The organism is Citromicrobium sp. JLT1363 (assembly GCF_000186705.1).
In the GTDB taxonomy this organism is placed as follows: Bacteria; Pseudomonadota; Alphaproteobacteria; order Sphingomonadales; family Sphingomonadaceae; genus Alteriqipengyuania.
Genome location: NZ_AEUE01000003.1, coordinates 182,548 through 199,092, shown reverse-complemented (window position 1 = coordinate 199,092; position 16,545 = coordinate 182,548). Strand labels below are relative to the sequence as shown.

At 65.3% G+C, this 16,545-nt stretch carries 21 protein-coding genes; 13 read left to right on the top strand and 8 right to left on the bottom strand.

The window, feature by feature from the left end; all coding sequences use genetic code 11:
- Nucleotides 1-7: 7 nt before the first annotated feature.
- Nucleotides 8-1,462, bottom strand: a complete 1,455-nt coding sequence (locus ADAD_RS0105555) for a sensor histidine kinase (RefSeq protein WP_237700779.1) — start codon at nucleotides 1,460-1,462, stop codon at nucleotides 8-10.
- Between the two features lie 152 nt (nucleotides 1,463-1,614).
- Here ADAD_RS0105555 and ybeY point away from each other — a divergent pair, with 152 nt between their 5' ends.
- The 4 genes from ybeY to ADAD_RS0105535 all read left to right on the top strand — a co-directional run bounded on the left by ybeY (nucleotide 1,615) and on the right by ADAD_RS0105535 (nucleotide 4,469).
- Entirely contained in the window at nucleotides 1,615-2,097 is a 483-nt protein-coding gene (gene ybeY / locus ADAD_RS0105550; RefSeq protein WP_010410785.1) for an rRNA maturation RNase YbeY, read from the top strand.
- An 84-nt stretch (nucleotides 2,098-2,181) separates the two neighbouring features.
- The gene (locus ADAD_RS0105545) at nucleotides 2,182-3,045 is read left to right on the top strand and encodes a CBS domain-containing protein (protein WP_010410784.1); all 864 of its coding nucleotides are present in this window, start codon (nucleotides 2,182-2,184) and stop codon (nucleotides 3,043-3,045) included.
- 81 nt (nucleotides 3,046-3,126) lie between these two features.
- Nucleotides 3,127-4,011, top strand: a complete 885-nt coding sequence (locus tag ADAD_RS0105540) for a LysR substrate-binding domain-containing protein (protein ID WP_010410782.1) — start codon at nucleotides 3,127-3,129, stop codon at nucleotides 4,009-4,011.
- Complete coding sequence (locus ADAD_RS0105535; RefSeq protein ID WP_029139935.1) at nucleotides 4,008-4,469, top strand: DUF7684 family protein; 462 nt, start codon at nucleotides 4,008-4,010, stop codon at nucleotides 4,467-4,469. The genes ADAD_RS0105540 and ADAD_RS0105535 overlap by 4 nt, the downstream gene beginning before the upstream one ends.
- A 107-nt stretch (nucleotides 4,470-4,576) precedes the next feature.
- Here ADAD_RS0105535 and ADAD_RS0105530 read toward each other — a convergent pair whose 3' ends face one another.
- Nucleotides 4,577-5,038, bottom strand: coding sequence for a peptidylprolyl isomerase (locus ADAD_RS0105530; protein ID WP_010410777.1), 462 nt, complete (start codon nucleotides 5,036-5,038; stop codon nucleotides 4,577-4,579).
- A gap of 149 nt (nucleotides 5,039-5,187) precedes the next feature.
- Here ADAD_RS0105530 and mgtE point away from each other — a divergent pair, with 149 nt between their 5' ends.
- The 5 genes from mgtE (at nucleotide 5,188) to ADAD_RS0105510 (ending at nucleotide 8,611) form a co-directional block, all read left to right on the top strand.
- On the top strand, nucleotides 5,188-6,657 hold the full coding sequence (gene mgtE, locus ADAD_RS0105525) for a magnesium transporter (RefSeq protein WP_010410776.1): 1,470 nt from the start codon (nucleotides 5,188-5,190) through the stop codon (nucleotides 6,655-6,657).
- A gap of 228 nt (nucleotides 6,658-6,885) precedes the next feature.
- Complete coding sequence (locus ADAD_RS16805; protein WP_139020349.1) at nucleotides 6,886-7,311, top strand: hypothetical protein; 426 nt, start codon at nucleotides 6,886-6,888, stop codon at nucleotides 7,309-7,311.
- A 124-nt stretch (nucleotides 7,312-7,435) separates the two neighbouring features.
- Nucleotides 7,436-7,825, top strand: coding sequence for a DUF1489 family protein (locus ADAD_RS0105520; RefSeq protein WP_010410774.1), 390 nt, complete (start codon nucleotides 7,436-7,438; stop codon nucleotides 7,823-7,825).
- A 50-nt stretch (nucleotides 7,826-7,875) separates the two neighbouring features.
- The gene (locus tag ADAD_RS0105515) at nucleotides 7,876-8,124 is read left to right on the top strand and encodes a hypothetical protein (RefSeq protein WP_010410772.1); all 249 of its coding nucleotides are present in this window, start codon (nucleotides 7,876-7,878) and stop codon (nucleotides 8,122-8,124) included.
- 142 nt (nucleotides 8,125-8,266) lie between these two features.
- Entirely contained in the window at nucleotides 8,267-8,611 is a 345-nt protein-coding gene (locus ADAD_RS0105510; RefSeq protein WP_033193198.1) for a DUF4168 domain-containing protein, read from the top strand.
- 69 nt (nucleotides 8,612-8,680) lie between these two features.
- Here ADAD_RS0105510 and ADAD_RS0105505 read toward each other — a convergent pair whose 3' ends face one another.
- The 5 genes from ADAD_RS0105505 to ADAD_RS0105485 form a co-directional block, all read right to left on the bottom strand.
- The gene (locus ADAD_RS0105505; protein WP_029139934.1) at nucleotides 8,681-9,643 is read right to left on the bottom strand and encodes a hypothetical protein; all 963 of its coding nucleotides are present in this window, start codon (nucleotides 9,641-9,643) and stop codon (nucleotides 8,681-8,683) included.
- Nucleotides 9,633-10,031 carry a hypothetical protein gene (locus ADAD_RS0105500; protein WP_010410768.1) on the bottom strand — a complete coding sequence of 133 codons (399 nt, stop codon included), beginning with the start codon at nucleotides 10,029-10,031 and terminating at the stop codon, nucleotides 9,633-9,635. The genes ADAD_RS0105505 and ADAD_RS0105500 overlap by 11 nt, the downstream gene beginning before the upstream one ends.
- Nucleotides 10,028-10,702 carry a DsbA family oxidoreductase gene (locus ADAD_RS0105495; protein WP_010410767.1) on the bottom strand — a complete coding sequence of 225 codons (675 nt, stop codon included), beginning with the start codon at nucleotides 10,700-10,702 and terminating at the stop codon, nucleotides 10,028-10,030. The genes ADAD_RS0105500 and ADAD_RS0105495 overlap by 4 nt, the downstream gene beginning before the upstream one ends.
- On the bottom strand, nucleotides 10,699-11,499 hold the full coding sequence (nudC, locus tag ADAD_RS0105490; protein ID WP_010410766.1) for an NAD(+) diphosphatase: 801 nt from the start codon (nucleotides 11,497-11,499) through the stop codon (nucleotides 10,699-10,701). Before nudC ends, ADAD_RS0105495 begins: the two co-directional genes overlap by 4 nt.
- Nucleotides 11,500-11,593: 94 nt before the next feature.
- A complete protein-coding gene (locus ADAD_RS0105485) occupies nucleotides 11,594-12,907 on the bottom strand; it encodes a serine hydrolase domain-containing protein (RefSeq protein WP_010410763.1) in 1,314 nt (437 codons plus the stop codon).
- Between the two features lie 161 nt (nucleotides 12,908-13,068).
- Between ADAD_RS0105485 and ADAD_RS0105480 the strand changes: the two genes are divergently transcribed.
- Entirely contained in the window at nucleotides 13,069-13,290 is a 222-nt protein-coding gene (locus ADAD_RS0105480; RefSeq protein WP_010410761.1) for a hypothetical protein, read from the top strand.
- Nucleotides 13,291-13,310: 20 nt separating this feature from the next.
- Here the strand turns inward: ADAD_RS0105480 and ADAD_RS0105475 are convergent, their stop codons facing one another.
- Complete coding sequence (locus ADAD_RS0105475) at nucleotides 13,311-14,363, bottom strand: A/G-specific adenine glycosylase (protein ID WP_010410760.1); 1,053 nt, start codon at nucleotides 14,361-14,363, stop codon at nucleotides 13,311-13,313.
- Nucleotides 14,364-14,392: 29 nt separating this feature from the next.
- Here ADAD_RS0105475 and ADAD_RS0105470 point away from each other — a divergent pair, with 29 nt between their 5' ends.
- The 3 genes from ADAD_RS0105470 (at nucleotide 14,393) to ADAD_RS0105460 (ending at nucleotide 16,527) form a co-directional block, all read left to right on the top strand.
- Complete coding sequence (locus ADAD_RS0105470; RefSeq protein ID WP_010410754.1) at nucleotides 14,393-14,968, top strand: DUF721 domain-containing protein; 576 nt, start codon at nucleotides 14,393-14,395, stop codon at nucleotides 14,966-14,968.
- On the top strand, nucleotides 14,965-15,654 hold the full coding sequence (locus tag ADAD_RS0105465; protein WP_010410750.1) for a thioredoxin domain-containing protein: 690 nt from the start codon (nucleotides 14,965-14,967) through the stop codon (nucleotides 15,652-15,654). The genes ADAD_RS0105470 and ADAD_RS0105465 overlap by 4 nt, the downstream gene beginning before the upstream one ends.
- Nucleotides 15,655-15,750: 96 nt before the next feature.
- The gene (locus ADAD_RS0105460) at nucleotides 15,751-16,527 is read left to right on the top strand and encodes a thioredoxin domain-containing protein (RefSeq protein ID WP_010410749.1); all 777 of its coding nucleotides are present in this window, start codon (nucleotides 15,751-15,753) and stop codon (nucleotides 16,525-16,527) included.
- Nucleotides 16,528-16,545 lie beyond the last annotated feature (18 nt).

The window sequence follows — 16,545 nt, the reverse complement described above, 5'->3', positions numbered from 1 at the left end:
TTCCCGCTCAACGCGTGAGCGGTTCGAGATTGGCTTCGAGCACGCAGACGAGCCCTTCCGGCTCGTAGCGAATATCGACCATCGTTCCCCGTCTCGACGAAATCCCGCTATTGATGAGCTTGGTGCCGAAGCCCTGTCGGCTCGGCTGTTCTACCGGTGGCCCGCCGCGTTCCTGCCAGGTCAGCGTAAAGGCATCGCACCCCTCTCCCAGCTCGCAATCCCCCTTCTCTACCGTCCATGAGACCGAAACCTTGCCGGTCTCGTTCGACAGCGCCCCGTACTTGAGCGCGTTGGTGGTCAGTTCGTGGACGATCATGGTGAGTGCCAGCGCGACTTCGGGAGAGAGAAGGAAATCCGGCCCTTCCAGCAGCACGCGGTCTTCGAACGATCCGAAGGCGGCGTCTATGGTCAACGTCAGCACATCGCGCACCCGGGCCGGGCTCCAGCTCGATTCGGTCAGCAGGCCGTGCGCCGCTGCGAGGGCCTGCAGGCGCGCCTTGTAGGTGGCGATGGCCGCATCGGCGCCTTCCACGTTGCGGAAGGTCTGCTGCGCCAGCCCCTGCACGACGGCCAGCGTGTTTTTGACCCGGTGGTTGAGTTCGTTGATGAGCAGCGCCTGCCGCTGCTCGTACTCGATCTCCTCGGTTACGTCGTAGCCCTGCACGATGATCCCGCTCACCGCGCCCCCTGCTTCAAAGATCGGCTGGAAGATGAAGTTGAGCACGCGCTCTGCCTTGCCGCGTTCGCGCGCTTCGAGCACCACCGGTTCGCGTCGACCGAAATAGGGCTCGCCAGTGCGGTAGACCCGGTCGAGAACCTCGGTGAAACCCTGGCGCGCCACCTCGGGCAGCGCCTGTTCGACCGTCTGGCCGAGGATGTCCTCCATCCCCACCAGGTCCAGATAGGCGGCGTTGGTCATCTCGAAGACATGGTCCGGTCCCGCCAGAACGGCGACGAACCCGGGCGCCTGATGGAAGAACTCCATCAGCCGCCGGCTTTCGCGTGCAAGATCGCGGTTGCGCGCCTGCACCGCGCCCGCGCGGCGAACAACGCCCATCTCGTCGCGCAGCTGACGCAGTTCCTGCAGCTCGGTAACATCGACCGTGTGTTGCAGGATAAACTTGAGGGCCCCCGCCTCGTCTCTCACGGGTGTGTGGGTCGCACTCCAGTAACGTGTTTCCATTCCGCCATCGGGGCGGGCGATGTCGTAGCGGATCAGGGCGATCTCGTCGGCCTCGCCGGTCTGCAGCACGGTATCGAGCGAGTCCTTGAGCTGCCGGTAGCTCTCCGACTGCGGATCGCTCGGAAATGCCTCGAACATCGTCTTGCCGGTAATATCCGCCCGGTTGCGCATCGTCGCCTTGAGATAGGCGTCGTTCATCCAGACCAGCCGCAGGTCCGTGTCCAGAAGCACATAGGGATTGGGGGATATCTCTGCGAGACGGGCGATAGCTAGCTTCAAGTTGGGCCTTCGCGATACGGCGTGGTTGCCGCGCGGGTGCATAGAGCATTGCCCTGCCCCCTGTCATCACGCGATGTCGGCAGGCGACCGGGGCCTTGCGGGGCGGCCCCGCGTCGGGCAGGCGCCAATTGCGGCGAGCGGACAGGGACGACATGCGACTTGAAATCGACGTTGAAGGCTGGCCGGGGCAGGACTGGCCCGAACTGGCGAGCGAGGCTGCGCGGGCCGCGGCCTCGGTCGAACCGGCGCTGGCCAACGCGCGTCTGGAGACCAGCATCCTGTTCACCAGCGACGCGGAAGTTCACGAGCTCAACAAGGGCTGGCGCGAGAAGGACAAGCCTACCAACGTGCTTTCCTTCCCCATGCTGGAGCGCGCCGAACTGCTGGAGCTTGCGCCCGAAGGCGCGCCCGTACTGCTGGGCGACATTGCGCTCGCGCACGAAACATGCGCGCGAGAGGCGGGTGAAAAGGGCCGCTCGCTGCACGAGCATGCCAGCCATCTGGTGATCCACGGCCTGCTCCATCTCGCCGGGCGCGATCATGAAATCTCGCCACACGATGCCGAGGAAATGGAGGCGCTGGAGGTGAAGGCGCTTGCACAGCTGGGCATCGCCGACCCATATGGGGATCGCTAGGCAACAGGAGTGCAGCACAGGGCCATGCCCGAAAGTGATTCGGCCGCGGGAGACGCGGACAGTAGACGCGGGCTTTGGCTCGCGATGCGCAAGTTCTTCGATCAGCAGCGCGGCGAACGCAGCCTGCGCCGCCAGATCGAGGAGACGATAGACGAGCACGAAGGCGACAGCGCCTTCGGGGACGATGCGCCGGGGAATGGCGATCTTTCCTCCGAAGAACGCCAGATGCTCCGCAACCTCCTGCATTTCAGCGAGCACGATGCGGACGATGTCGCCATCCCGCGCGGGGAGATCATCGCGGTCGAAGCCGGTGCGACCTGGAAAGAGCTTCTCGCGGTCTTTTCCGAACACGGCCATTCGCGCCTGCCGGTCTACCGCGAACAGCTCGACGAAGTGATCGGGATGATCCACATCAAGGATGTGTTCCCTTTCCTGGTGGACGACCGGCCCGCTCCGGAAGACTGGACCACGCTGATGCGCCAGCCGCTCTACGTCCCGCAGAGCCGCGGTGCGCTCGACGTGCTGGCGGACATGCGCACCAACCGAACCCACCTCGCCATCGTGGTCGACGAATTCTCCGGCACGGACGGGATCATCACGATCGAGGATCTGGTCGAGGAAATCGTCGGCGAGATCGAAGACGAGCACGACGAGCTGGCGCAGGACCTGATCCGTCAGGTCGATGAAGGCGTGTGGGAAATCGACGCGCGCGCGGAGCTGGAAGACATCGCCAAGCGGATCGACCCGGCGCTGGCCGAGGTGGAGGAATCGGTCGATACGATGGGCGGCCTCACCTTCATCCTCGCCGAACAGGTGCCGCAGGTGGGCGCCAGCGTGCAGCATCCCAATGGCTGGACGATCGAGGTGATCGAAGGCGACGAAACCCACGTCAAGCGCGTGCGGCTGCACGCCCGGGACGAGACCCGCGATAACGGGGAAGAGGAATAGGCGGGATGCAATTTACGCAACCCCACCCTGACCCAAAATAACGCTTTTTCGCGCCGCGCCATGCTGTAACAGTTCCGCGCAATGTCCAACCGCCGCCTTCCACCCTTGCGTTCGCTCGAAGCGTTCATGTTCACCGTGCGCCTCGGTTCGGCGCGCGCGGCGGCCAACCAGCTGGGGCTGAGCCCGTCTGCGCTCAGCCGCCGGATCGCCACGCTGGAAGAGTTCATCGGCAAGAAGCTGTTCACCCGCGCGCGGCAGGCCATGCAGCTGACCGACGAGGGCGCGGCGTTTCACGAAGCGGTGCTGCCGCATTTCGAAGCACTCGCGCGCGCGGTCGAAGGCCAGTCCGAGAGCACGCGGCTGCTGCGGCTTCGGCTGGGCGTGCTGCCGCTGTTCGGCAGCCAGCGGCTGTTCCCGCGGCTGGGCGAATTGCGACGGCTGCACCCGATCCTGCATATCGACATCGATACCGGCCCCCATCTGGAAGACCGGGTGGGCGACCTGCTGGATGCCGCCATCATCCTCTCTCGCGGGCCGACGTCCGGCCTGCACGCCGTGCGGCTGGACGAAAACAAGGTGCATGCGATCACCAACCGCGAACTGGCGGAAATGCTGGGCCCGAGGCCGGATGCGGCGCTGCTGTCCAAGCAGACCTTCCTGATCCACAACGAATTGCCGCACAGCTTCACCGCATGGAAAGACGCGCTGGACCTGCACGATCTCGAACCTGCGGCCATCGACCACTATGATTCCGGCCAGCTGATGCTCGAAGCGGCCGCCCAGGGGCTGGGCATCGCAATCATGCACGACGACCATCGCCGCCGCGCGGCCGACGATCGGCTGGTCGACCTGTACGACGCGGACGTGGACAGCCCCTATTCCTACTGGTTCGTCTGCAAGCCCGGCGCGCTGGAAGAGCGGCCCGTGCGCATGTTCCACGACTGGCTGGTGAAGGCGGGGCTTTGACGCCGGATTATGTCCGGGTCCACTCCGGCGGCCCGATGCCCGAGCTTGGACCGGAGCCATATCGGGCGTTGCTGGTTGCCGAAAATGAGGCTGAATGCGGCTGGCGCGCCCGCTTTGCCCATCATCTGGTTGCGACCGGATGCATGTATTTTCTTGTCTGGGGGAGCGACTGCAGCGTCTGGCATGACTGCGTCGATGAAGCGAACCTGGCCGCACACGATTTCGGCGACATTCCGGACGATGCGTTCGTCATGACCACGTGGCACCAGAATGAGCCTTTGGAGGCAGCCATGTGGTTTAGCCACCACTGTGCCAGCCATCCCGACGTCGGATTGCAGCGGTTCCATATCCTGCATCTCGGCGAGCAGGCTGATCCCGAGCGAGTGTTATCCCTGTACGACAGAGCTATCAATGCGCCGCTCGACGAACGCGGCAACGCGCCCTGGGATCGAGTTTAGCGTCCACCTTCAATCCCCGCTCACCCTGAGCCTGTCGAAGGGTCTTTCTCCTTGTTCAAGAAGGACGGTGCTTCGACAAACTCAGCGCGAGCGGTTGATCGATTGGGTCAGCCGACCGTCGCCTTCACGATCTTGCCCGGGTTTGCGGGCGGTTCGCCCTTGGGCAGCGCGTCGACATGTTCCATTCCGCTCTCGACCTGGCCCCATACGGTGTACTGGCCATCGAGGAATTCGGCATCGTCGAAACAGATGAAGAACTGGCTGTTCGCGCTGTCCGGCACCTGGGTCCGTGCCATCGAGCAGGTGCCGCGGGTGTGCGGCTCGCTGTTGAACTCAGCCTTCAGGTCGGGCTTCTCGCTGCCGCCCATGCCGGTGCCGGTCGGGTCGCCGCCCTGCGCCATGAAGCCGGGAATCACGCGGTGGAACACGACGCCGTCGTAGAAGCCGTCCTTGGTCAGCTCGGTAATCCGCTCCACGTGGCCGGGCGCCAGATCGGGGCGCAGCTTGATCACCACGTCCTTGTTCTCCCCGTCGCCGGTATCGAGGGTGAAGGTCAGTTTTTCCGCCATGGGGAATCTCCTTGAGAATTTGCGTTGGCCCGTTCGCTAGACGCCGCACCGCGCCCTGTCGAGTTGGAGCCGGGCTGGAACCGCGTCAGGGCCGGATCGGTGACGCCCCGACTTGCTTTTGCGGGCCATCGCCTTAGGGGCCGGAAGGCATGGCCGCCGATCCTCTCCTCGACGAAACGACAGACACCGCAGAGGTGATCGAGGATAACGCGCAGGACGGCGCGCACGAAGGCGGTCGCCCGGACGACCGCGTCGACGACGCGCGGCACGACGAGGAAAACCGCCTCAAGCCCGAATATGTGCGCGCCGTGCGCCTCGCGCTGGAGGAAGACCGGCGCGGCGAGGTCTACGAGCTGGTCGAACCGCTCCACCCCGCCGACGTCGCCGACCTGCTCGAACTGCTCGACAATGACGAGCGCGGCCTGCTGACCATCGCGATCAGCGATCTGATGACCGGCGAGGTCGTCGCCGAACTGAACGACTGGGTCCGCGAGGAAATGATGGAGGGGCTGCCCGCAGAGGCGGTCGCCCTCATCGCCGAGCAGCTGGAAACCGACGACGCGGTCCAGATGATCGAGGACATGGGCGCGGAGGAGCGAGAAGCCGTCCTCGCCGAAATGGAGGCGGAAGACCGCGCCGCCATCGAAAGCGCGCTGTCCTATCCCGAGGAAACCGCCGGCCGCCTGATGAGCCGCGAGTTCGTGGCGGTGCCCGAACATTTCACCGTCGGCGACCTGATCGATTACCTGCGCATCCACGGCACACTGCTGGGCGACTTCTTCGAGGTCTTCGTGGTGGACGAGGCGCACCATCCCGTGGGCACCTGTGCGCTCAGCTGGATTCTCACCACGCCGCGCGCCATCGCGCTGACCGACGTGATGAAGCGCGACCAGACCGTCATACCCGTGATGATGGACCAGGAAGAGGTCGCGCTGATGTTCCAGAAATACGCGCTGATCTCCGCCGCGGTGATCGACGGAACCGGGCGACTGGTCGGCCAGATGACGGTCGACGACGTGGTCCACATCATCTCCGAAGAAGCGGGCGAGGACGCGCTGCTGCTCTCGGGCGCGGGTGACGGCGACATCAACGAGCCGATCCGCGAGGCGTATTCCAGCCGCGTGCGCTGGCTGGTCGCGAACCTCGGCACCGCGCTGGTCGCTTCGCTCATCATCGCGGCCTTCGGCGCGGCGATCGAGCAGCTGGTGGCGCTTGCCATCCTGATGCCGATCGTCGCCAGCATCGGCGGCAATGCGGGCACGCAGACCATGGCGGTGACCGTGCGCGCGATCGCGACCAACCAGCTGACCAAGGCCAATACCGGCAAGATCCTGCTGCGCGAACTGCGCGTCGCGATCCTCAACGGCGTGACCATCGCGGTGCTGGTCGGCATCGCGACCGCGCTGGTGTTCGACTGGAAGCTGGGCGGCGTGATCGCGCTGGCGATGGTCATCAACGTGGTCACCGCGGGGCTGGCGGGCGTGCTCGTCCCCGTGCTGTTCGAACGCGCCAGGCAGGACCCGGCGGTGGCGTCATCGGTGTTCGTGACGATGGTGACCGACTCGATGGGCTTCTTCGCGTTTCTGGGGCTGGCGGTGGCGAGCGGGCTGGTTTCCTGATCCTTCTCCCTCGACGGGAGAAGGATGGCGAAGGTTGCTCGCGAAGCGCGCTACCGAAGACTGGATGAGGGTGCCGGGCGGCCCTCTTCACCCTCACCCAACTTCGCCTAGCGAGCCGGCTCGCTAGGCTTCGTATCCCTCTCCCGTCGAGGGAGAGTGCTTGAGGTCCACGGAATGGTCATAGAATGGCCCATTGCGGACATTCGGCCTGAGTGCGAGGATGAGCAGATGAAGCCCGTTATCTTCATCGTCTCTCTGATTGCACTGGCAAGTTGCGCCTCAGATCAGGCCAATAGCCGAACAGCGTTGATGGATGAAATCGAGAGTTCAATACGCTTACCTGCCGATGCAGGACCGCTAGAAAGCTATGCGCGCTATTACACTGAGCATAAGGGATCGGTTCACGGAGCCTACACAACCGAAGTAGAAGCCCCTCGGCCTTCGGATTACGGCTGCGAAGAGCTTCAAGTGGATGGCAGCTGGAAGACAGTCGCTTGTGCCGCGCCAGCCGATGCCCAACCTGGCGAACGGAGGTGGGTGAAGTTCGAAGATTATCCTGCCGTGGCAGGGAAGGACTGCGCGGCAATTCAATTAGAGTTCGACCTTCGAACGAGAAAAATCACATATCTTGAATGCTCCCAACCGCTCCATTGAAGGGGCCCAGCTTCCTTCCAGCGCAGCGCCAAAGGTAGCCCAGCCCCGGATCAAATCCGGGACGACGGGTGGGGTGATAAATAGGCAAGTTGATGCGTTGGCCCGCAGCCCCTACCTCACCCCCATGCCGCTCAACCTGACCAAGATCGCGTTCGGCGCGCAGTCTTTCTCCGACCTCGAAAGCTGGTACGCGAACCGGCGCAGCCCCAACCTCACCACCCGCTATCGCCCGACGCGGTGGGAGGAGTGCATCGGCGGGTCGCTGTTCTGGATCCACCAGCACAACCTCGTCGCGCGCAGCGAAATCCTCGGCTTCAGCGAGACCGAGAACGGCCGCTGGTCGATCGACCTCGAACCGCGGCTGATCCCGGTATACCCGCAGCCCAAGCGCGCGCACCAGGGCTGGCGCTACCTTAAGGGCGAGCCGCCGCGCGACCTGGCCGAGGGCGAGGAGGTGGGCGATGTGCTGCCGGGCGCGCTCGCCACCAGGCTGCAGAAGCTGGGGCTGATCTGATTTGGAACGCTCCTGCGCCCCTAACCGTTGATGGGGAAAGGAGAAATTACATGCCAGAACGCCAATCGCGTCACCCCGACAACGATCTGATCGACAAGATCACCGAAAACCCCACGCCCGACCAGCAGGGCCGCGCCGATGGCGATGTGAACCGCCGCGTCGGCGCGCGCGACGAACTCAACCGCGCGACCGATCCGGACAATCGCGAACCGGCCGTGGGCTCGGACAATCCGGAGCAGGATGCGCGCAAGGGCGAGAAGACCATGCGCGCCATCAAGAAGGGCGAACAGGCTTCGTAATGCTGGCGCGGGGCGCGCCCGAACCTTCGGGCCGCGCCCCACTCGTCCAAACTCATTCACGGCCCAGCGCGCTATGGTTGAAGTGGCGCGGTGCGATCATGAGGTGCGCGCCCGTATCGACTCATCCGAACGGGAGACACCCATGAAACTCGCATATGCCGCGCTCGCGGCTGCATCGCTCGCCACCCTTTCCCAGCCCGCAGTGGCCCAACAGGCTCAGGCTCCGTCCGCGCAGCAGATGGCGCCGGTTTCCGACGCCGAGCTGGAAAATTTCGTCATCGCCGCATCGATGATCGGCCAGATCCAGCGCAGCGAGGAAATCGCGGGCGCGGAGAAGGAAAAGGCCGCGATGCAGGTTCTTTCGCAGGCGCAGATGACGCCGCAGCGCTTCAACACCATCGGCGCTGCGCTGCAGACCAGCGAGACGCTTCAGGCGCGCGTCGACCAGACCCTGGCCCGCCTCAAGAAAGAACAGGCCGAAGGCTGATCGCCCCGCGCGATTGCCAGAAATACGAGGAACCCCGCCCCATCCTGCGGGGTTTTTTGTGCGCGGCGTCTACTCCGCCGCGAGCCATGGGGCCTCGATGCTCCAGAAGATCACGTCGACGCCCAGGTAATCCCGCGCGAAGGCGACGAACTCCTCGCGGGTGAATTTCTCGCCCGTCTCGGGGTTTGTGTAGGTCAGCGTCGGCTCCTGGATCGCCATCGCGACCAGCGGCAGATCGGCCTTGTGGCGGTTGAAGAAGGGGTAGCTGTTCTTCATCTGCGCGCGCTTGTGCGGGACGATATCGGGTCCGCCCGCGCCGATCCCCTGCTCCATGGCGAGCGCGAAGGCCCGCTCCATGTAGCGGTGGTCGTTGTTCCACTCGCACGGCCAGAAATTGAGGTACTGGACCACGTGCGTCTCTTCGAACGCGGCGCGCGCGGCGCGCATGTTGTCGAGCGTGGCATCGAAATAGGCATCGCAGGTGAAGCCGTTCGCATCGCCCTCCTCAGCCAGTGGATCGAAGGAGCTTTCGGGCAGATTCACTCCGAACAGCCGCCCGTCGAACCGCTCGCCCAGCGCTGCGAGTAGCGCCTGGAAGCGCGCACGCACCGCCGGGTTCCAGTGCATTGCGGTCCACCCCTGCCCCTCCGGTTCGCCCTCGCCGGGGTTGTCGTACTGCCGCGCGAGCCCGCCGTCATACTCGGGATCGTCGAGCAGGTATTGCGGCACGTTGCGCGCGGTTGGCAGGAAGAACCGGTCCTGGATCTGCGCGAAGAGCTGCTTTCCGCGCGCTTCCGCAAGTAAGAGGTCGGCCTCGATCGCGCTGAAATCGTACACGCCCTTTTCCGGTTCCAGCATCCGCCAGGTGTAGATCACCTGCGCGCCTTCGATGTCGCGCCGGTCGAGCAGGTCGGCGTTCTCCGCAAGATCGCCGGTATAGATGAAATCGCGCGGCTCCTCGCTGGCCGCGGCCGGCACGGCGGCCAGCAGTCCGAGCAAGCATGAGAGAGCGAGTAGGAGCCTATAATGCATCGGTCCGCGCCTTTTCCGCCGCCGAGAGATCGATCCAGAGCACCAGGGATGTCTCTTCAACGTTCCCCGGTGCCGAAGCAATGACCGGATCGGGGCACTGCGCGTCGACATGAACCACCGCACGCCCCTTAACTGTCGAAGTCAGCCTTGCGCTCAGCAGGCCCAGCCGCTGCCGGGCCTGTTCATGCGTGGCATCGAGCGCGCAGGCGTACACCAGAACATCCGGGACCAGACCGACAACGTCATCGACGACGTCGATCGCATGATCCGATTCCGGTTGCAGTGCATCGCCATCGTAAGACAGATAGAACGGACCGGTAGCGATGCTGTGCGCATGCGCGCTGCCGATACCAAGAGAGGCGAGCGCAAGCGCGCAGAGCCACCTCACCCCACCTTCTCCGCGACCCGGCGCAGCGCGTTGACATACGCCTCGGCGGGCTGCGCGCCGGGGATCATGAATTTCTCCGCCACGATCACCGCGGGCACGCCGGTGATGTTCATCTCGAACGCGGCGCGCTCTTCGGCGCGAACCTTGTGGGTGTAATCCGCATCTTCCAGCGCGGCCTGCGCTCCCGCCCGGTCGAGCCCGCTCTCTTCGGCGATATCCAGCAGCACCTCAGGCTCGCCGATCCGGCGGCGGGCGTTGAAGTGGGCAGCGAACAGCGCGAGCTTCAGTTCGGTCTGCTTTGCCGGCCCGTAGGTTTCCAGCGCCCAGGCGAGCAGCTTGTGCGCCGCCAGCGTGTTCCACATCATGGCATCGGGTGCGGGTTCGCCACCCTCATAGTCGAGCGAGACGCCCGCCGCCCGCGCTGCTTCGCGCATCTGATCCTGCACGCCGCGCGACTGCTCCATCGTGCGGCCATACTTGCGCGCGATATGCGCGGTGCGCTCTTCGCCCTCGGGCGGCATGTCGGGATTGAGCTCGAACGCGTGCCAGCGGATTTCCGCCTCGACCTCCCCCTCAAGCGTGTCGAGGGCCTGCTTCAGCCCGCCCCAGCCAACGAGGCACCAAGGGCACATCACATCGGACCAAATGTCTATGGTGAGCGTCTGCGTCATTGCGCGACCCACCAGCGGAACAGCTGATGCGCGATGGTGTGCGGCGGGGGCGAGACCATCGGCGCGTCGTCCCTCGCTTCGAGCGAGGCGATCACATCCTCGCGCGTGAACCAGTGCGCCTCTGCCATCTCGGTTTCGTCGAGCGTGATTTCGGTTCCCTCGGCCTGGCCGATGCAGCCGATCATCAGCTGGCTGGGGAAAGGCCACGGCTGGCTGAGGATATAGCGGACATCGCGCACCACGACGCCGACTTCCTCCAGCACTTCGCGCGCCACGCCTTCCTCGATCGTCTCACCCGGTTCGACGAAGCCGGCAAGCGCGGAAAAGCGACCCTCGGGCCAGCCCAGCCCGCGGCCGAGCAGCAACTTGCCGCCATGCTCCACCAGCATGATGCTGACCGGATCGGTGCGCGGGAAATGGTCCGCGCCGCAAGCGGTGCAGGTGCGTTGCCAGCCGCCCTTTGCGATTGTGGTTCCACCGCCGCATTGCGCGCAGAAGCGATGCCGCGCGTGCCAGTCCACCAGGCTGCGCGCGCCGCCGTACAGCGCGAGCTGGTCCGGCGCGAGCGCAGTCATGAGGGCCCATAGCTGCGGGTTCGCCATGCGCGGGCGGGCATCGCCTTCGGGCGGGACGCAGGCGAAGCAGGCTTTCTCTCCCCCGTCCGACCGGTCGAGGCCCAGGAACACCAGTTCCGCATCCTCGGGCGCGTCGGCCAGCGTGCCCCACACCAGCCGCCCGCCTTCATCCATGGAAGGGTTCAGCCCGTCGAGCAGCAGAAGCCGCGCTTTCCAGTCCATCCGCGCGGCAAGCCCATCGGGGTCTGCGCGCAGATTGTCCGCCCGATCGAGCGGGGAACCGGAAAACGCGATCGGCCTTGCCGTTGCAGACGCCTCAGACACCGTAGTGCGCGGCGAGATCGGCTTCGACCAGTTCGGAGAACTTGCCCTGGATCGGGTAGGCCTCGCTCGGCATGTATTGGGTGAACAGCTGCGCGCGCAGGCCGCGCTTGAAATCGACCATCGCGGCGGTGCCAGCTGCGCCGCCCCAGCCATAGCTGCAGCCGACCACGCGCCCGCCCGCGCCATAGCCGTGCCCTTCGGTCCAGCTGCCGGTCAGGTCCACCGTGTCGGGCAGGATGTTCGACGTGCCGACCATGACCGCGCCTTCGCTCAGCACGCGGTTGCCGTCGATCATCCCCTTGCCAAGCAGCATGCGCAGGAACCGGTCGTAATCGCGCGGGGAGGAAACCAGCCCGGCGCCGCCGAAGGGGAAGGCAGGCTTGTCGAGATAGATGGAGGACGCCGCCGGATCGATCGGGATCACCTTCCCGCCGAACACGGCATAATTGGTGGTGAAACGCCCGACCTCGCTTTGCGGCACGGTGAAGAACGTGCTCGTCATTCCCGTCGGGCCGAGAATCCTTTCCTGCATTACCTGGTCGAACGGCTTGCCTTCCACCACTTCGATCACGCGGCCCATCAGGTCGAGGCCGACCGAATAGGACCACCTGGTGCCCGGCTGGTAGACCAGCGGCACGGTGGCGAGCCGGTCGGCGAACAGCTCCAGGCTCTCTGCGGTCTGCGCCATTCCCATGCCAGGGATCGGCACGCGGCTGACCTGTCCGGCGACGAGACCCAGCCGGTCGTATTCGTCCTTGATCGGGCCCTGCTGCACGATCTGGTAGCCGAGCCCTGCAGTGTGCGTCAGCAGATGGCGGATGGTGATCGGGCTTTTCGCGGGCTCCAGATTATCCTCGGTGATCGCGCCGTCATATTCCTTCTGCACCTGCATGTTCGCAAAGGCGGGCAGAATGTCCGACAGCGGCTGGTCGAGCCCCATTTTGCCTTCCGAAATCAGCTGCATCGCGAGCATGCCGGTGATCGGCTTGGTCATCGAATAGATGCGGTAGAGCGAATTGATATCGGCCTGGGTGGTGCCGCCCATCGCCAGCGTGCCGCCACCCACGTTGTGGACGTGATCGTCCTGCTTCCACCCGAAGGTGGCGATCATGTTGGCGACCTTCTTTTCGGCAAGATAGCTCTCGATCTCTGCGGCCACGCGCGGCCAGGCTTCGCTGACGTCGTGCGCCAGCAGCGCACTGCCGAAAGGCAGCGTGGCAAGCATGCCGCCGCCCGCGACCAGTGCTCCGCCCTTGAGGATGCTGCGGCGAGAGAACCCGCCCTCGTCGAATTGGGTATATGCCATCAGGTCTCTCTTCCGGTTCGGTTGCGCCTGGAAACTAAAGCGCCATCGTGAGCCGTCAATGAGGCAATTGGTCCGGCCGTCCTATTGGCTGTGCAAGGCGCGGCGCTTCAGCGTTCATTTACCATCTTGCCAGACGCCGGTGCCTTAGACATATAAGACACATGCTCAATATTCTCTCCTGGCTGTTCGGCCTCGTCGGCCTCGTCATCGTGATCCTCGGGCTGGTTCCTTTCATCGGGATCCTCAACTGGATCGCCCTGCCCTTCCTCGTCATCGGGACGATCCTGGGCTTCTTGTCCTCCAGCACCAGCGGGCGGACCTTCTGCATCATCGTCATGATCATCTCGATCATCCGGCTGGTGCTGGGCGGCGGTCTCCTCTGATCGCCCATTAGGAAGGCAGCCTAGAGCAGGCGTTCGCGCGCCGCCTCGGCGAGCCGAGCCGCCTTGGCGAACAGGGTCGGAAGGCCCGCGTCCTTCAGCTTTTCCAGCGGCCACCAGACGCCATCTCCGGTTGGGTCTGGATCCGCACCGTCCAGTCGCAGCACCGTCAGTTCGATGGTGAAATGCGTGAAGGTGTGGCGGACCGCCCCTGCATCGGCCCAGTCTCCCCGCATGGGCGCCACGCCCGCCCCGTCGGCCCTGGCCGACCAGCCATCGTCGGGCAGCGCGCGCATCCCGCCCAGCATGCCTTCGGGCGGGCGCTGCACCAGCCACACGTGCCCTTCCCGCTCGATCCAGTAGGTGCGCCCCTGCCGCACGGGCTTGGCCTTTTTCGGCGCCTTGACCGGCAGACGTTCGGGATCGTTGCCGCGCGCGGCACACGCCCCCGCCAGCGGGCAGGCATCGCAGTTCGGCTTGCGCGGCGTGCAGATGCGGCTGCCCAAATCCATCATCGCCTGCGCGAAGTCTCCCGCGCGCTCGTCCGGAGTGATCGTGTCCGCTGCCTCGCGGATCGCCTTGCGCGCAGCGGGCAGCGGCTGCTCGATTGCGAACAGCCGCGCCACCACCCGCTCGACATTCGCATCGACCACCACGGCACGCCGCCCGAAGGCAATCGCGGCGATGGCAGCGGCAGTGTAGTCGCCCACGCCCGGCAGCTTGCGAAGCCCCTCTTCGGTATCGGGAAAACCGCCCAGATCGGCGACCGCGCGCGCCGCCTTCACCAGATTGCGCGCACGCGAATAATAGCCCAGCCCAGCCCACGCGGCCATCACGTCCTCCTCCGGCGCGGCAGCCAGCGCCTCGACGGCTGGCCAGCGCGCGGTGAAATCGGCGAAATAGGGCTTCACCGCCGCCACGGTCGTTTGCTGAAGCATGATTTCGGACAGCCACACGCGGTAGGGATCGGGCCGCGGTTCGCCCGGCAGGGCGCGCCACGGCAGGGCGCGCGCTTTCGCATCGTACCAGTCGAGAAGTTTTGCCGGAATCTGTCGGTCGGGGCGGGTGGCGGTCACGCGCGGGCTATGGCATTCTCTCCCTTCCAATGGAACGCACCCCTCCTCCCAAATCGCCCGCCACGAAAAAGCGCACGGGCCGAAGCCCTGCGAAAGGCAACGTCCGCCCGTTCGAGCGGCCACGCGGCGGCGGGCCGAAGGCGGTGGGCGATCTGATGCCGCAGGTCGGGCGAACGGCTTTCCGCCGATACGGCTTCGTGCAAAGCTCGGTCGTCACCCGCTGGCCGGAGATCGTCGGCCCCGAACATGCGAAGGTCTGCGCGCCCGAGGCGATCCGCTTCCCGCCCGGCGAGCGATCCGAGGGGATCCTGCAGATGGTCGTCGCGCCCGCGCATGCGCCGATCATCCAGCACGTGATCCCCGAGATTATCGAGCGGGTGAACCGCTTCTTCGGCTATCGCGCCGTCGCCAAGGTGAAGATGCGGCAAGGCGCGGTTCAGCAACGCGATGTAGAGGCGGAAAAAGGCGCCCGCCCGCCCGAACTCAAGCCGATTCCCATGGAACTGGGTGACAGTTTGCGCGATATCGGCGACCCCGAACTGCGCGCGGTGCTGGAAGGGCTGGCCCGCACGATGGGTAACGACACGGAAGGATCGCAGGAGTGAAACGGATCGTCGCAGGCCTGATGGTTCTGATTGCCGGGCTGGCAAGCATGGCCGCAACGCAGAACTGGCTGGGCACGGTGGAGCGTACCCCCGCGTCGCACCTCGTCGGCAACCCCGATGCGCCCGTCACGGTGACGGAATATATCAGCTACACCTGTCCGCATTGCCGCGACTTCACCCTCCAGGGCGAAGAGATCCTGAAGGTCGGCTATGTCCAGCCGGGCGATCTGCGCTTCGAATATCGTCATGTGGCGGCGAACATCATCGACATGACCGCCACGATGCTGGCGTTCTGCGGCGCGCCCGAAAAATTCCCGCGCAACCATGCCGCGCTGATGGCCGCGCAGCCGCAGTTCAACGCGCTGCGCCGGATGGCCACCAAGAGCCAGACGGACCGCTGGACCAATGGCGACCTGGCCGCCCGCCGCCGCGCGGTGGCGAGCGACCTCAACCTGTACGCGATCCTCGAACAGCGGGGCTATTCGCGCTCCGAACTCGATCAGTGCCTCGCCGATCAGGCGCTTGCCGACAGGATCGAGAGTGCCATCGCGCAGGACGTGGAGAAATACGGCCCGATCCCGACGCCCAGCTTCGCGGTCAACGGGCAGATGCTCGAAAACGTGCATGGCTGGGAAAGGCTGAGCCAGGTGCTTGCCTCGCCCCTGCCTGCCGCCCCATCCGAATAAGCGTGTAGAGTGCCGGTGGAGAACCCGCCGCCGCCCCTTCCGAATCGCTGGCCAGCGCGCCTATCCTTCCCAATCGGCTCGATAAAGGACCGTCCGATGACCCTACGCACCAACACCGGGCGCTTCGCCCTCACCGCCATGGCCCTTCCCCTTGCCCTGGCGCTCGCCGCCTGTGGATCGGGCGATGGTGGCGAAGCCTCGCTTAACGGCGAGCCGGCCGCCGAAGTCCCCGCGCCCGACGGGCAGGAATGGTCCGAAGTGGCGCAGATTACCGATCGCAACGGCTATCTGGTCGGCAATCCCGATGCGCCGATCAAGCTGATCGAATACGGATCGCTCACCTGCCCGGGCTGCGCTCAGTTCTCCATCCAGGCGAGCGAGCCGCTGATGAACGAATATGTCGACAGCGGACGCGTCAGCTTCGAATTCCGCAGTTTCGCCATTCACGGCCCGATCGACCTCGCGCTCACGCGCCTGATCGAATGCGGCACGGTGTCGCAGGCCGTACCGCTGGCCGATCAGGTCTGGGCCAACCTGCAGACCCTTCTTCCGCCCGTGCAGGAACGCACGCAGCAGCTCGACCAGGCGCTTTCGCTGCCCGAAGACCAGCGCTTCGTCGCCTTTGCGGAAACAGCCGGCCTGATCGATTTCTTCGCCGCGCGCGGGATCAGCCGCGATCAGGCGCGCACCTGTCTTGCCGATGCGGAGCGGTTGACCGAAATCGCCGAGGCTTCGCAATCCTACGGCACGCAGGACGACATCACCGGCACGCCGACGTTCCTGATCAACGGGACCGAACTGGCGCTGGACCCCGGCCCCACCTGGCCGCAGGTCGAAGCGGCCCTGCAGCGCGCGGGCGCCCGCGACGAGTAATGGCCAGCTAAGGCGCCT